The organism is Leifsonia sp. NPDC058194 (assembly GCF_042883605.1).
In the GTDB taxonomy this organism is placed as follows: domain Bacteria; phylum Actinomycetota; class Actinomycetes; order Actinomycetales; family Microbacteriaceae; genus Leifsonia.
The window spans coordinates 15,991-31,559 of sequence record NZ_JBHVVL010000002.1; the positions used below are offsets into that span (position 1 = coordinate 15,991).

At 70.8% G+C, this 15,569-nt stretch carries 10 protein-coding genes and 1 tRNA gene; 6 read left to right on the forward strand and 5 right to left on the reverse strand.

The genetic code is table 11. From position 1 onward, the window contains the following. The first annotated feature begins 112 nt into the window (after positions 1–112). The 3 genes from ACFVU2_RS06825 to ACFVU2_RS06835 all read left to right on the forward strand — a co-directional run bounded on the left by ACFVU2_RS06825 (position 113) and on the right by ACFVU2_RS06835 (position 5,684). On the forward strand, positions 113–1,249 hold the full coding sequence (locus tag ACFVU2_RS06825; protein WP_387872431.1) for a PDZ domain-containing protein: 1,137 nt from the start codon (positions 113–115) through the stop codon (positions 1,247–1,249). Positions 1,250–1,355: 106 nt separating this feature from the next. Further along, the gene (locus ACFVU2_RS06830) at positions 1,356–4,277 is read left to right on the forward strand and encodes a UPF0182 family protein (protein WP_387872433.1); all 2,922 of its coding nucleotides are present in this window, start codon (positions 1,356–1,358) and stop codon (positions 4,275–4,277) included. 276 nt (positions 4,278–4,553) lie between these two features. Continuing rightward, entirely contained in the window at positions 4,554–5,684 is a 1,131-nt protein-coding gene (locus ACFVU2_RS06835) for an ROK family protein (protein WP_387874348.1), read from the forward strand. 19 nt (positions 5,685–5,703) lie between these two features. Here ACFVU2_RS06835 and ACFVU2_RS06840 read toward each other — a convergent pair whose 3' ends face one another. Beyond that, entirely contained in the window at positions 5,704–6,852 is a 1,149-nt protein-coding gene (locus tag ACFVU2_RS06840; RefSeq protein WP_387872434.1) for an ROK family protein, read from the reverse strand. An 81-nt stretch (positions 6,853–6,933) separates the two neighbouring features. On the opposite strand from ACFVU2_RS06840, the gene ACFVU2_RS06845 reads away from it, so the two are divergent. Continuing rightward, positions 6,934–7,452 (forward strand): isochorismatase family protein, encoded by a 519-nt coding sequence (locus tag ACFVU2_RS06845; RefSeq protein ID WP_387872435.1) that lies wholly within the window; start codon positions 6,934–6,936, stop codon positions 7,450–7,452. A 7-nt stretch (positions 7,453–7,459) separates the two neighbouring features. Here the strand turns inward: ACFVU2_RS06845 and ACFVU2_RS06850 are convergent, their stop codons facing one another. The 4 genes from ACFVU2_RS06850 to ACFVU2_RS06865 form a co-directional block, all read right to left on the reverse strand. Then, positions 7,460–10,885 carry an ATP-binding protein gene (locus tag ACFVU2_RS06850; RefSeq protein WP_387872437.1) on the reverse strand — a complete coding sequence of 1,142 codons (3,426 nt, stop codon included), beginning with the start codon at positions 10,883–10,885 and terminating at the stop codon, positions 7,460–7,462. Further along, a complete protein-coding gene (locus ACFVU2_RS06855) occupies positions 10,882–11,631 on the reverse strand; it encodes a DUF4194 domain-containing protein (RefSeq protein WP_387872439.1) in 750 nt (249 codons plus the stop codon). The genes ACFVU2_RS06850 and ACFVU2_RS06855 overlap by 4 nt, the downstream gene beginning before the upstream one ends. Beyond that, on the reverse strand, positions 11,628–13,190 hold the full coding sequence (locus tag ACFVU2_RS06860) for a DUF3375 family protein (RefSeq protein WP_387872441.1): 1,563 nt from the start codon (positions 13,188–13,190) through the stop codon (positions 11,628–11,630). The genes ACFVU2_RS06855 and ACFVU2_RS06860 overlap by 4 nt, the downstream gene beginning before the upstream one ends. A 105-nt stretch (positions 13,191–13,295) precedes the next feature. Beyond that, positions 13,296–13,372: transfer RNA gene (locus tag ACFVU2_RS06865), tRNA-Met, on the reverse strand. Positions 13,373–13,506: 134 nt separating this feature from the next. Between ACFVU2_RS06865 and ACFVU2_RS06870 the strand changes: the two genes are divergently transcribed. After that, the gene (locus ACFVU2_RS06870) at positions 13,507–14,571 is read left to right on the forward strand and encodes a response regulator (protein ID WP_387872443.1); all 1,065 of its coding nucleotides are present in this window, start codon (positions 13,507–13,509) and stop codon (positions 14,569–14,571) included. Continuing rightward, positions 14,568–15,566, forward strand: a complete 999-nt coding sequence (locus ACFVU2_RS06875) for an ATP-grasp domain-containing protein (RefSeq protein ID WP_387872445.1) — start codon at positions 14,568–14,570, stop codon at positions 15,564–15,566. The genes ACFVU2_RS06870 and ACFVU2_RS06875 overlap by 4 nt, the downstream gene beginning before the upstream one ends. The last annotated feature ends 3 nt before the right edge of the window (positions 15,567–15,569 follow it).

Below are 15,569 nucleotides of genomic sequence, written 5' to 3' on the forward strand. Positions count from 1 at the left end.
TCAGGCTCGCCATCTACGCTAGCTCCTGATCTCCAAGAGCCGGGTGGGAATCCGCCTCGCTTGCCTCGCGCGCGGTGCGCCCGTGGCGAACACGACCGAAGGGACCACCCGAGTGAGCCTGTTCACCGACGACGAGCTTGCCGCGACGGAGCAGCCGCCATCGATCCGGCCCTCCCGTCGCGTGGTCGTCGGCTGGGTCTCGGTGCTCGCCGCCTTCGCGCTGACCCTCGTCCTCGCGCTCGCGCCTGCGCCGTTCGTCATCGAGATCCCCGGTCCGGTCTTCAACACGCTCGGCACCGACCAGCAGGTCGGCACGGCAAAGAGCGACGACGCGAAGCAGCTCATCACCATCCCGGGCCAGACGACCTACCCGACCTCGGGCTCGCTCGACCTCTTGACCGTCTCCGTCGTCGGCAACCCGGACTCGCGCCCGAACTGGTTCGACATCGTCACGTCGTGGTTCCAGCCGAGCCGCGCCGTGCTGCCGATCGACTCCGTGTTCCCTCCGGGCACGACGACCGAGCAGTCGAACGCCGAGAACGCCGCGCTGATGGTGGACTCGCAGCAGGACGCCGTCGCGGCGGCGCTCAACGAGATGGGCTACGACTTCCCGCAGGCGGTCGTGGTCAAGCAGCTCATCACGGGCTCGCCGGCTGCGAAAGCACTCAAGGAGGGCGACGAGATCACGAGCGTGAACGGCGCCGCGGTGAAGAGCGTGCAGGGTCTGCGGGACGCCATCGCCGCCAATGGCACCGACAAGCAGGCGCAGGTCGGCATCCTGCGCGACGGTGCGGCCAGCACCGTCGGGATCACGCCGGCCGAGTCCTCCGGCGGCGCCGTGCTCGGCATCGGCGCCGGGATGGACTACACCTTCCCCTTCGAGGTGAAGATCCAGCTCGACAACGTGGGCGGCCCGAGCGCCGGCCAGATGTTCGCCCTCGGGATCATCGACAAGCTGACCCCGGGCGAGCTGACCGGCGGCAAGCGGATCGCCGGGACCGGGACCATCGACAACGTGGGCAACATCGGCGCGATCGGCGGCATCCGGCAGAAGATGTACGCCGCCCGCGACGACGGCAAGGCCGCGTACTTCCTCGCTCCCGCCTCCAACTGCGACGAGGTCACCGGGCACATCCCCGCCGGGCTGAAGGTGTTCGCGGTCAAGACGCTCTCCGACTCGCTCGCGGTGCTCAAGGCGGTGAGCTCGGGGGGCAGCACCAGCGGTCTGCCCACCTGCCCCGCCTCCTGACGCGCCCGGGAGTGCACGGCCCAGCGGCGGGCACGGCGTTCTCCAAGCGACGCCCGCCTAGGATGGATGCTGATCTGCACATCACGCGAGAGCAAGAGGGCCGCACGTGAGTTCAACAACCGCCGCACGACCAGCAGGACGCCGCCGTGCGGCCGTCTGGATCACCCTCGGGGTGATCGTCGCCCTGGTGATCCTGTTCTTCGTCTTCGCCGGACTGTACGCGGACATCCTGTGGTACCAGCAGGTCGGATTCCTGAATGTGCTGACAACGCAGTGGTTCGGTGCGATCGCGATGTTCTTCGTCGGGTTCCTCGCGATGGCGCTGCCGCTGTGGGCGTGCATCCAGCTGGCCTACCGGCTGCGACCGGTGTACGCCAAGCTGAACAGCCAGCTCGACCGCTACCAGCAGGTCATCGAGCCGCTGCGTCGTCTGGCGATGTACGGCATCCCGATCGTCTTCGGCATCTTCGCCGGCGTCTCGTCGTCGAGCCGCTGGCAGCTGGCGGCGGCGTGGATCAACGGCACGCCGTTCGGCAAGACCGATCCGCTGTTCCATATCGACATCGGCTTCTACGTCTTCGCGCTGCCCTTCTACCGCAGCGCCGTGGGCTTCGCGTCGGCCGTGGTGCTCATCGCCCTGATCGCGACGCTGGCGACTTGCTACCTCTACGGCTCCATCCGGGTCTCGGGTCGCGAGGTGCGCATCAGCAAGGCCGCCCGGGTCCAGATCTCGGTCATCGCGGCCCTCTACCTGCTCCTGCAGGGCGTGAGCATCTGGCTCGACCGCTATGCCACGGTGACCGATTCGAACGTCAGCGACACGATCAACGGCGCCGCGTACACCGATGTCAACGCGACCATCCCCGGTCGCGCGATCCTCGCCGGAGCCGCGATCTTCGTCGCCATCCTCTTCGTCGTCACGGCGTTCGTCGGCCGCTGGCGGTTCCCGCTGGTCGGCACGGCCCTGCTCATCGTCGCCGCCCTCGTCGTCGGCGCGATCTTCCCCTGGGTGATCCAGCGCTTCCAGGTGGAGCCGAGCCAGAAGACGCTCGAGACGCCGTACATCCAAGACTCCATCGACGCGACCAGAGCGGCGTACGGCCTGAGCGACATCGAGGTGATCCCGTACGACGCCAAGACGGATGCGGAGGCCGGCGCACTCCGCCAGGACGCGCAGACCACCGCGCAGATCCGCATCATCGACCCGGCGATCGTCAGCCCGTCGTTCCGTCAGCTGCAGCAGTTCCGCCAGTACTACGCGTTCCCGAACACGCTCAACGTCGACCGCTACACGGTCAACGGCGCCGAGCAGGACGCGGTGGTCTCGGTCCGCGAGCTCCAGCAGTCCGGTCTCACCAGCGGCAGCAACTGGTACAACAACACCCTCGTCTACACCCACGGCTACGGCATGGTGGCGGCGTACGGCAACCAGCGGTCGTCCGACGGACAGCCGGTGTTCATGGAGTACGGCATCCCGACCCAGGGGACGCTCGGTGAGTACGAGCCGCGCATCTACTTCGGCCAGCAGTCGCCGACGTACTCGATCGTGGGCGCTCCGAAGGGCACCAAGTCGGTCGAGCTCGACTACCCGGGCGGCGCCGACGGTGCCCAGCAGACGTACACGACGTTCAACGGAAACGGCGGTCCCAAGCTCGACAACATCTTCAAGCGCCTCGTCTACGCGCTGAAGTTCCAGGACGAGCAGATCGTGCTGTCCGACGCCGTGAACAACAACTCGCAGATCCTCTACGACCGCGACCCGATCAAGCGCGTGCAGAAGGTCGCCCCGTACCTGACCCTCGACTCGCAGGCGTACCCCGCCGTGGTGGACGGCCGGGTCAAGTGGATCATCGACGGGTACACCACGAGCGACCAATACCCCTACTCGCACGTCGGCAGCCTGAGCGACGCGACGGCGGACACCGAGACGCCGAAGCCGGCCTACGCCTTCGACGACATCAACTACATCCGCAACTCGGTGAAGGCCACGGTCGACGCCTACGACGGATCCGTCACGCTCTACGCGTGGGACGCCAAGGACCCGGTGCTCAAGACCTGGGAGAAGGTCTACCCGTCCACGGTCAAGCCCATCAGCGACATGAGCGCACAGCTGCTGAGCCACGTGCGCTACCCGGCCGACCTGTTCAAGGTGCAGCGCTCGGTGCTCGGGCAGTACCACGTGACCGACGCGGGATCGTTCTACTCCCGCGAGGACGCGTGGACGACTCCGCCGGACCCGACCTCGTCGTCGACCGATCCCACCCTGCAGCCGCCCTACTACCTGACGCTGCAGATGCCGGGGCAGACCTCGCCGAGCTTCTCGCTCTACACGACGTTCATCCCGCAGGCCTCCAGCGAGGCCAGTAGATCGGTCCTGAAGGGCTATCTGGCGGTCGATGCCGATGCCGGCTCCACCAAGGGGAAGGTCGCCGCCGGTTACGGCAAGTTGAGACTCTTGTCCCTGCCCTCCAGCGACACCATACCGGGGCCGGGTCAGGTACAGAACAACTTCAACTCCGACCCCACGGTCTCGCAGGAGCTGAACCTGCTGCGCCAGGGCAAGACGGATGTGATCAACGGCAACCTGCTCACCCTGCCGGTGGGCGGCGGTCTGCTCTACGTGCAGCCGGTGTACGTCAAGTCGACCGGTGAGACGAGCTATCCGCTGCTGCAGAAGGTGCTCGTCGCGTTCGGCGACAAGATCGCGTTCGAGGACACCCTCGACCAGGCGCTCGACTCGTTGTTCGGGGGTGACTCCGGGGCGACGGCCGGCGACAACAACGTGCCGGGCACCGACACCGGAGGAACCGGTACGGGCACGGGGACGGGCACCGGTACCGGAACGGGAACCGGCTCGTCGGGATCGACGACCAACGCGGCCCTGCAGGCCGCGCTCCAGCAGGCCAAGCAGGCCCTCGCCGACCGCGAGACCGCGCTGAAAGCGGGCGACTGGACGGCCTACGGTCAGGCGGACGCCCGCCTGCAGCAGGCACTCCAGGACGCGCTGGCGGCGGAGGGCGGCAAGTAGCCCTCACCGACGATCGCTCCGACGGCGGCCCGTGCGAGATCTCGCATGGGCCGCCGTCGCGTTCGCCGGCACCAATTCCCTCGGTCGCCGCCCTAAGCAGGACGGCGGCCGATGGCGTGCGTCCGCCGAGTCGATGAATTCTCTGCCAATCCAGGGATTTCCCGGGAGCGACGCTTGCCAGAACTTTGATTGTCCACTTTACTAACAAACATGCTCCTCGATGATGTCCGCCGGTCGGCCGCGCTCGACCCGATCCCGCCGGCGTTCGATGGGCCCATGGTGCCCGGCCGCGCATTGCGACCGCGCACCAAGGTCCTCCCGGAGCACGCCCGCAATCACAATCGATCGCTGGTGCTGCAGTCGCTGTATCGCGACGGTCGCGCGAGCCGTGCCGACCTCGCACGGGGGACCGGACTCACGCGGGTGACCATCTCGGATCTGATCGGCGAGCTCATCGCCGAAGGCCTCGTGGTCGAGCTGGGCCACCGTGACGACGCACGCCCCGGCAAGCCCGCCGTCCTGCTGGACATGGATCGCGGAGCGACCCAGATCATCGGGGTGGACCTCAGCGAGCACGCCGTCTTCCGCGGGGCGGTGCTCGACATCGACGGCCGCGTGCTCCAGAGCGCGGAGGTCCCGCTTGCGGGCAGCCGCGGCGACGAGGCGATCGCCAAGGCGCTGGATCTGGTGGCGTGCCTGGTGACCCTCGCGACGGCCCCGGTGCTCGGCATCGGGATCGGTTCGCCGGGAGTGGTCGACGCCTCGGGCACGGTGGTCGCAGCACCGAACCTCGGATGGTCCGGCGTCCCTCTCCAGCAGCTGATCGCCGAGCAGGCGGGCATGACGGTGTTCGTCGCCAACGACGCGAACGCCGCGGTGCTCGCCGAGCACGGTTTCGGAGCGGCCGACGGGGACATGATGCTGGTCAAGGTCGGCCACGGCGTGGGGTCCGGGCTCCTCGTGGCCGGCGCCATGGTGGTGGGCAGCAGGTTCGCCGCGGGCGAGGTCGGACAGGTCATGGTCGGCACCGACGAGGGCGCGGAGGCGCCGTACGACCGCGACCGGGTGCTCGAAGCGTGGCTGGCGGTGCCCCGCCTCGAATCACGCGTGGCCGCGGCCGCCATCGCGGGCGACCCGGTCGAACCGGTCCTCCGTGAAGCCGGTCAGAGGCTCGGGGTCGCCCTCGCTCCCATCGTCGGGGCGCTCGACCTCGCGGAGGTCGTGCTCAGCGGTCCGGAGGAGCTGCTCGACGGCGCGCTGATCGGCGCCGTGCGCACCACGCTCGACAATCGCACGATGGCCGGGTTCCACTCCGCCACGACCGTGAGGATGACGAGTCAGGGCCGGGACATCGTGTTGCGCGGATGCGTCATCATGGTGATGTCGGCTCAGCTCGGCGTCTCCTGACGCGGTCTGCGGTCTGCTGTCAGCGCGACCAGCTGACACCGAAGGTCGACTGCAGGGCGTGCTGCGCCGCTCCGCGGAACGGCTGGTCGATCGCCGAACGTGCGTAGCGGAAGTTCAGCGGCATCGCGGCGCGCACGGGATGCCGGGCGGCCTCCGCGCGCAGATGCCCGATGAAGTCCGGTCCGAGCTCGGCCGACGCCCCGCCGAGGACGACGTTGGGCACATCGAGGGCGGCTCCCACGAGGAGGAGTGCGCGTGCCAGGATCCGCGCGCCGGACGCGATGCGTGCGCGGGCCTCGGACGCCGAGGCGAGGACCGCGATGTCGACGGCTTCGAGGTCCGCGCCGTGGGGGAGCCCGAGCAGGCTCGTGACCGAGACCACCTCTTCGAGGCAGCCTCGGTTGCCGCAGGCGCAGACCGGTGCGTCGTCGCCGAAGAGCACGGGGACGTGCCCGATCTCGCCGGCCCGGTGCGCCGCCCCGGCGACCACGACGCCGTCGACGATCACCGCGGCACCCACTCCCGTGCTCAGGGAGACGAAGAGCCGGTTCGCCCCGAAGCCGTCGTCGGCGGACGTGTCGGCGATGGCCTCGGCATCGGCGTCGTTGACCAGATGGATCGGGGCGTCGACCACTCCCGAGAGGGCAGCGGCGAGATCGAGATCGCTCCAGCCGAGCTGCACGCTCTCGCGGATCAGCGGGCCGTCCGCGATGCCGGGAACCTGGACGCCGATCGCCGCCACCCGTGCGCCGGTGGAGGCGGCGGAGGCGGCGAGCCTGCGGATCACCGTGCGGATGTCGTCCACCGAGCCCGGCGCCGACGGGCGGTGGGAGAACCGGTGGAGCTCGTCGCCCAGCATGCTGAGGACCGCGCCGCGGATCAGGGCCGGCTGCACCAGGACCGAGAGCAGCACCTGCCGCTCCGTGTCCACGCGGAGGGTGGTGGCGCGTTTGCCGCCGGTGCTCTCCGCGAGGTCGCCTTCGGCGACCAGTCCGTCGGCGATCAGTCCCGCGAGCAGGGACGACACCGTCGCCGACGTCAACCCCGTGCGGCGGGCGATGCTCGCCCGTGTCGCCGCCCCGTTGCCCGAGAGCACGAGCTGCAGGGCGGTCGTCAGGTTCTTCTCGCGGACGGCGGCCTGCGTCGCCTTGCCGTGATCGTCTGCCACTGCTCCTGCCATCCTCGCCGTGCGCCGATCGCGGCGCGTCCTGCCCTTACGACCCTAGCGAATGGGGCGCAAGATGGGGTCATGGGGTATGGACTGATGCTCGTGGACGTGCAGCGCAACATGCTGGAGGGCGCGACGGCGATCCCGGGTGCCGACGCGTTCCGGGCAGCGCTGGGCGCCCTCCTCGAGGCCGCACGCGACGAAGGCGTCCCGATCGTGCACGTGGCGAACGACGGAGGTCCTGGCGAGCCGGACGAGCCGGGCACCGCCGGATGGGAGTTCGTGTTCGCTCCCGAGCCGGGCGAGCCCGTGGTGCGCAAGGACGACCCGGACACGTTCCTGTCGAACCCGGCCCTCGCCGACGTCCTGCACGCGATGGGCGTCGACACCCTGGTCGTCGCGGGGCTGCAGAGCGAGCGCTGCGTGCAGGCGACGGCCCTCGGCGCGCTGGAGCGCGGCTTCGCGGTCGTCGTCCCCTCCGGGGCTCACGCGACGTTCGACGGGGGTGCGCCCGCCGCCGAGGTGATCGCCCAGGTGACGCTGGAGCTGGACGCCGCCGGTGTCGAGGTGGTCGAGCTCGACGAGGTGATCTTCCGCTGACGGTGCGTCAGACCGCGTCGCGCTCCAGCTCCACCGCCTCCCGGATGCTGAGGGCGTAGATCCGCGACCGGCCGGGACGCGACGGGTCGCCGGTGACGTAGGCCACGGACTCGACGTGCTGCTCGAACGCGTTCACCTTGTCGCGCGGGGCGCCGACGATCAGCTGGAACCCGAGGCTGCGCAGGGCGGACAGGGCCCGGCCCGTGTACTCGTTGTCCGCCTTCACGAAACCCTCGTCGAGGACGATCGGGGCGTAGACGGGGACGCGGTCGGTGCCGTCGCCGAGGCGGTAGCGCAGGGCGGCGCCGAGGACGAACGCGATTAGCTCCTGGCCTTCGCCTCCCGATTTGCCTGCCACCCCTTCGTGCACGATCTGGGCGCCGTCGCGACGCGTCTCGATCGCCCGGAACTGGAAGTGCTCGCGGGCGTCGAGGACGCGCCGGCGCCAGGCCTCCCCGACCCGCGAGCGCTCCTCCAGACGTCCGAGGTCCGCGCGGAGGGACAGGAAGTCGCGCTCCACCCGCACCGGGTCCCGGGTCGTGCCCGGTTCGGTCGCGGTGTGCTTGCGCAGCGTGCGCTTGAACTCGGCGAGGTCGCTGTTGGTGGAGGGGCGCGGATCGATGTCGAGGGTGGATCCCTCGCGGAACTCGATGCCGTGGAGCGCCGCCGAGATCGGGCGGACGCCGCGGCGGATCGCGCGTCCGTCCTCCTCGATCTGCGTCAGCAGCGCGCGCAGGCTGTCGCCCATGCTCGCTCCGGCCTTGGCGAGCCAGTCGGCCTTCGCCCGCGGAAGGTCGTCTTTCACGAGCGAGCGCTGGAGGGCGAGGGCTGCGGGAAGGCTGTCGATCGAGGCGTCGAGCTCCGCCGACGGGTCCAGCTCGCGGAAACGCTCGAAGGCGCTGATCAGCAGCGTCTGGGACTGCTCGAGCGTGCGGTCGTGCGCGTCGATCTGGTCGCGGACCAGCCGTTCTGCGTCGGCGTAGCGGCGGCGGACGTCGGCGACCTCGCGCGGAGCGGCGAACGGCAGCGAGCCGAGCAGTGCACGCTCGGCGTCGTCGAGCACGGTGGCGTCCAGGTGGTCGGCCACCTCGTCCTCGATGTCGGCGAGAGCCGCGTGCTCGGCGTCGAGCTGGTCGATCACGCGCTGGATGCCCGCGCCGCGCCGTGCCGCGGCCAGGCGGGCTTCGTCCTCGCGGTCGGCCGTCGCGGTGAGCTCGGCGACCTCCGGACGCTCCACGGCGACCCGCTCCAGACGGGCGGCCAGCTCCGCGACGCGTGCCGCGGCCGGCGCGACGTCGATCGACGCCCAGTCGATCTCGGCCACCGAGGTCAGCGCCTCGCGGCGGTGCCGTTCGCCGGCGAACCGCGTCTCGGCCGCGTCGGAGGCCGTCCGCGCCTCCTCGAGCTCGGATTCGAGGCGTTCGATCTCGGCGGCCAGGTCGACGATGCGGGGTGCGTTGTCGAGGCCGATCCAGGAATCGACGGCCCGGTCGTCCTTGATGACGCGGTCGCGCGAGCCGGTGCGGAGTCCGGTGCGGGTGACCGCGCCCTTGACACCGGCCGGGAGGGTCGCGTCCAGCTCGTCCGGGGACTCGACGCAGAGCATGCTGCGGTCGGCGACGATCTCGTCGTGCAGCCAGCCGTGGAACGGACTCTGCTCGTCGAACGACAGCATCGCGGGGACTGTGCCGTGCACAGCCGTCCGCTCCGCCGGAGCGCCGACCGCGGCGGGCACCAGGACGACACGACCGCGCATGTCGTTGTCGTTCACGTACCGGCGCGCGGCGGCGAACCGGCTCTCGTCCACGACGAGGTTCGTCGCGAGATCGCCGAGCACGCGCTCGACGGCCCGGGTCCAGTCCCGGCTCCCGGCGGCGACCTCGAACAGTTCGCCTGCGTACGGGAGGGCCTCGGGGGCGACGCCGATCCCGTCGGCGATCCGTCGACGGCGGGCGTCCGCCTCGGGCGGAACGTTGCTGCGGCGTCGCTCGTAGGACGCCTTCTGCGCCGTCTTCTCCGCCAGGGAGCGCTTGACCGTGTCGACCCGGGCCGCGAGCTCCCAGCGCTGCGAGCGGTCGTCGGCGAGCTCGGCCGTCTCGCTCAGGATGGCGGCGGCGCGTTCCTGCGATGCGACGAGCTCGTCGGCGGTGAGCGGCAGGTCGAGGCCGGCGCTCGTCAGGACGCGCGCGGCGCGGTCGCGTTCGCGTTCCAGCTGCGCGAGCATCATGCCTGCGACCTCCTGCTCGCGGCGGATGCCCTCGGACGGGTCGCCGCCGACGGCCGCGAGTGTCTCGAGCGCGTCCTTGTGCGCGCGGTGCGCAGCGGACTCCTCCTCCGCGGCGGCACGACGGAGAGCCTCCTGCTCGCGCTTGGCGTCGCGGACGCGATCGACCTCGACCCGGACCCAGTCCGCGACCTTCGCCGAGAGCCAGACCCAGAGCCGACTGCTCTCCTCGTCAGAGAGCGGCGCGAGGAGCCTCCGCTTGCCGGTGCCGTCCTCCAGGGCCGCGCGGTACTGCTCCGCACGCGCCGGGACGTCGGCGAGCACGTCGAGCTTGCGACGCGTGGTCTCGAAGACGTCGTAGAGGGCCGAGGCCTCACGATAGCTGCTGAGCGTCGTCTCCCAGCGGGAGAGCGCACGCGGCTCGGTGAGCACGAACTGCTTGAAGAGGTCGTCGATCGAGAAGACGCCCTTCGACGCCTGCGCGCGGCGCAGCAAGGTCAACGCCTTCAGCTGCGACTCGTCGCTTCCGCCGATCCCGAGCTCTTCGCACAGCCGGACGCGGAACTCGGGCTGCGAGCCGGTGGCGAGGTCGCGGAGCGGATCGATCAGCCGGCCGAGCGACCCGCGGGTCAGCGGTGACGAGCTGCCTGGCTCGGGGCGGAGCTCCGCCAGGCGGGTGAGCGGGAACTCGCCGTGCACGAGCAGGTACACGGTGGAGGCGGTGACCTCGTCCTGAGTGGCGGTGTCCCGTCCGAGCCAGGCGAGGCGCGCGGCGGTGATGGTCTCGCCGAGCTCCGTGCGCCACGTGATGGCCGCGCCGGAGGCGAAGGCCGTTCCCAGCGGGCGGAGGAAGTGGGTGGTCGTGACGTCGGAGCCCGCCTCCCGCACCTCGTCGGTCTTACCGCGGGCGTAGCTGTACACCGTGCGCTCGGATCGCTGACGGGTGTCGTCCCGGGCGGCGCGGTTGAACTCCTGCGGATTGGGCATGATGACGGCGGCCATGGCGTCGAGCACGGTCGACTTGCCGCGACCGGTCGGCCCGAGGATCGCGAGCCCGCCGCGCCCGACCGGCATGGTGTGGAGGTCGTCGTAGCTGCCCCAGTTGAGGATCTGCACCTGCTCGATGCGGAACTGGCCGCTGTGGATCAGTCCGTCCGCCGGCGGCAGATCGTCCACGTCTTCGTGCTCCGCCGTGATGAGGTCGGTCACTCGTCCACCTCCGGGGATTCGTTGCGGGTGCGTTGCGTGTCGGGTGCGTCGTCGTCGCGCGCGTCGGTTCCGCTCGCCTCCTCGAACAGCCGCGTGAGATGCGCCAGTTCAGTCGTGGTGACGAGCGGCACGACGGCGGGGGAGACCACGTAGAGATCGGGGTCGTCGCTCTCGGCCAGGAGCAGTCCGAGGCGCTCCATGGCGGCGATCGCCGCCCGGATGCGCCGGTCGACGCGCACTTCGTCGTGCACGGCGTCCGTCTGGAACCGGCCGAGGAACTCGGCGATGTGATCGCGGCTGACGGTGACGGCCTCGTCGGAGGCGTCGGTGTAGGCGTGCTCCTGACGCAGGAGCACGAGGAGCAGCGATGCGTCGCGCGACAGGGGCTTCTCGCGGCGGAGGAGGACGGGCGCCCCGTCCTCCTCGCTCTGCCGCTTGAACGCGACCTCATGGTCGCGGTCGATGGTCAGCGTGAGGAAGAGCTCGTCCAGGCGGGCTCGCACGTCGTCCTCGTAGTCGATCAGCCCGGCCCAGGCCTCGGGCTGCGCGGCCCGGGTGATGAACCGGCTGGTGAGGAGCGTGACGAGGGCGCGCCGCGCCGGCATCGGGAGACGGTCGTCGGGGGAGTCCCCGAAGGCGTCGGCGCCGTCGTGCGAGACGTCGGCCAGGGCCTGTTCGGTCTGCTCGCCGGCCTGCGCGCCGGTCTGCTCGCCGGTCTGCTCGTGGTGGGTGGCGATGTCGGTCACCGGTCCGTCCTCTCGCCGCGCAGCGCGGCCGTCTCGTCGTCCGCGCCGCCGAAGCGGGTCCGCGGGAAGGTCACGTCGCGCTCCGCCTCGCCGGCGACCGCGATGCGTACGGTGTCGTCGCCGTCCAGCACCGAGTCCGCTTCGGCCGCGCGGTCCAGCAGGCTCACCAGCAGGCCCAGCCGGCGGAACTCCGGCGGCGTCGCGGCGTAGACGTCGGCACCCGAGACCTGCGGACGCTCGGCGAGGAGCCGGTCGATCGTCTCCTGCACAGCGTCGGGGCTGGTGCCGACCGCGAGTCGCAGGGCGGCGCGCTCCGAGTCGGGAAGGGCGTCGCGGCTCTCCGTGACGGCGACCCCGATGTCCGGGCGCTCGCTCCCGCGCCACGGCTGCGTCTGGGTGACGTCGGTGAGAGCCCACGGGCCGAGCCCCAGCACGTCCTCCGGCACCGCGACGGGACCCGGGCGCACCCGGGCCCACTCCGAACCGGCCGCCAGGGCGCGATCAGCCAGCGACAGGAGGCGCTGGTGCTTCGCGGCGCCCGACCGGCTGAGGAACCGCCGCAACGACGACATCCACCGGACGTAGGTCTCCTGCACGGTCTGCTCCTCGGCGAGCAGCGAGCCGATCAGCGTCTCGAGCTGCAGGCGCTGCCGCTCCGTCATCTCCTCGATCGCGACCGGCTGGCCGAGTACGCGCTCGAGGTCGGCGCGCATCCCGTCGAGCCCGTTCGACGAGAGCATCGACGCGAAGCTGCGGTAGGCACGACCTTCCGGAGTCTGCTCCAGGAGGTCGTTGTCGCGCAGGTATTGCTCCACCAGGGCGCCCTTGCCCACCTGCTCCTCGGTCGCCCGCCTCGCCACCTCTCGATGACGCTGCTCGACCATGGCGCTCAGCCGGCGGAAGTCCTCGGGGAGGGAGGCGGTGAGGCGCAGCACCTCGCGCAGCTGGCGGCGCACGGCTTCGCCCGAGGCCGGCTCCACTCCGCCGGCGGCGATGCCGTCGCGGCGCGCCTGCAGCCGGGCGATCTCCTCGTCGATGCGGGCTAGCTGGGCGTCGGCGTCCGGGTCGGTCATGTCGGCCAGCTGGTGGACCGCGTGGGCGATGCTGCCGAAGCGCGCCTCGGAGACGACCGAATCGGCGTCGACGAGCTCGCGGACCATCCGGAGCGCCTGCAGCGAGTACTGCGAGAGCCGGTATTCGGCCCGGCCCTCGCGGCCGTGGGGACGGGACCGGACGAGCCACCGGTTGTCGACCCAGCCGCGGCAGTAGTCCGCGGGCGCCGAGCGACGGGAGAGGGAAGTGTCGGGGAGGGCGGCGTCGTCGAGGGAGGCGTCGGCGACGTCGAGGGCGACCGGGACCGCCTCGCCGTCGGAGACCGAACCGAGGGCCTCGGCGACCTTCTGATGGAACCAGTCCGCCGAGACGGGGCCGTCGGCGAACTCGAGATGGCGGGAGAAGAGGGGGAGGATCCAGCGGCCGTTGTGACTGCGCAACAGCGCCCAGGTGGGATGCTCCTCCCAGGCGTCCGCGACCGGGTCGGCGGCGAGGGCCTCGTCCATGTTCCTCCGCGCTGGGGTCTCGCCCGAAGCGCCGCGGACGGCGCCACGGGGCCGGGATCGAAAAAAGGCCCGGACCGGGGATTTCTCCTCGAGTCCGGGCCTGACTGGTTGCGGGGGCAGGATTTGAACCTACGACCTCTGGGTTATGAGCCCAGCGAGCTACCGAGCTGCTCCACCCCGCGTCACAAGAGATGACTCTATCACGGTGCTGAGGGGCCGGGAAATCGAGCCCGGATCCCGGGCGCGTCCGGCGTGCTCTTCCGCCAGGTAGACCGTCCGTCCCACTAAAGTCGGGTGCAAGACGTAGGGGAAGCGTATGGCGAGTAGTGCTCAGAAGTACCGGGTGGTCGTGATCGAGGACGACCCGGATGTGGCCTTCTTCATGAAGACCGTGCTCGAGAAACGGGCGGACGCGATGGTGATCGCCGTCACCGATCCGTCTCGAGCCCTCTCCACGATCGCGGACTTCGAGCCCGATCTGGTCCTCACCGACATCGAGATGCCGGGCATCTCCGGGCTCGACCTGCTCAAGGAGCTGCGCGCGCAGTACCCCGGCATGCCGGTCGTCGTGATGACCGCCCACGTCTCGGTCGACTACGCGGTCGCGGCTCTGCGCAGCCAGGCGGACGAGTTCCTCACCAAGCCCGTCGCCTCCGCCGACCTCGTGGCGATCGTCACCCGCCTGGCCGAGGAGGGGCGGACCAAGCGGTCCGCTGCCCGCCCCCAAGTCGTGCTCGCGATCGGCGCGCACCCGGACGACGTCGAGATCGGCGTCGGCGGCATCCTCGCCGCACACCGCGACGCGGGCAACCAGGTCGTCATCCTCACCCTCTCCCGGGGCGCACGCGGCGGGGACGCCGACGACCGGCAGCACGAGTCGCTCGCCGCGGCCGAGCTCCTCGGCGCGCGGCTGTTCCTGGAAGACCTCGAAGACACCCACATCTCGGCGGCCGATCCGACCGTGTCCATCATCGAGCGCGTGGTGCGGGAGGTCGAACCCGACATCGTCTACACGCACTCCGCCCACGACCGCCACCAGGACCACCGCGCCGTGCACGCCGCGGTCAGCGTGGCGACCAGGAACGTGCGGACGGTCTGCTGCTTCCAGAGCCCGAGCGCGACCATCGACTTCCGCCCCACGCGCTTCGTCCCGATCGACGGCTTCACCGACGCCAAGCTCGCCCTCATCGACTGCTTCCGCTCGCAGGACCTGCGCGCCTACCTCGAGCACGACTTCGTGCTGGCGACCGCGCGCTACTGGTCCCGCTTCGGGGGCGGCACGATGTGCGAGCCGCTGGAAGTGATGCGGGACACCGCGGACATCTCCATCCCCGCCTCGACGATCACGACCGAGGCCCGACTCAAAAGGACCGCCGAATGACCAGAGTTCTCGTGACAGGCGCGGGCGGCCCCGCCGGTGTCGCCGTGATCCGCTCGCTGCTCGCGAGGGACGACGTCGAGGTGCTCGCCGCCGACATGGACGGCTGGGCGAGCGGCCTCTACCTCGTGCCCTCCGCGAATCGCCGGATCGTGCCCGCCGGCCGCTCGGAGACCTTCGTCGACGAGCTCATCGCGATGTGTGGGGCCGACGGAGTCGACGTGCTGTTCTCGACCGTCGACGTCGAGCTGCCCGGGCTGGCTGCACGGCGCGACGAGCTGCAGTCGGCCGGTACCGCGCTGGCCGCGCCGAGCCACGACACCCTGGTCACCTGCCTCGACAAGTTCCAGCTCGCCCAGCGGGTGGACGGCTCCGCACGCATCCCGCGCACCCGTCTGCTGACGGCGGAAGGTGTCGCGGAGGACTGGGACTTCCCGGTCATCATCAAGCCGCGCAGCGGTGCCGGCTCCCGCGGCGTCCGGCTCATCCCGGACCGCGAGTCGCTCGAGGCGCTGACGCCGGACGACAGCATCCTGATCCAGGAGAACCTGCCGGGCGAGGAGTTCTCGGTCGACGTCCTGGCCGGGCTCGACGGCGGAGTCATCGCCGCGGTGCCGCGTTCGCGCGAGCGGGTGGACTCCGGCGTCTCGATCGCGGGGCGCACGGTCAAGCGCGCGGAGCTGTCCGAGACGGCCGCCGCGGTCGCCCGGGCGATCGGGCTCACGGGCGTCGCGAACGTGCAGCTGCGCTACAGCGTCGAGGGCGTCCCGGCTCTGCTGGAGGTCAACCCCCGATTCCCCGGCGCCATGCCGCTCACGATCGCGGCCGGTGTCGACATGCCGTCCCTGCTGCTCGACCTCGTCCTCGGCCGCCCGGTCCCCGCCTCCATCGACTTCCGCGAGCTCGCCAACGTGCGCTTCCTGGAGGACGTCTTCCTCGACCCGGCCGACGTGCTGGTCTCGGAGAACGCCGCGCACGCCGACGAGCTCGACGAGTGACCG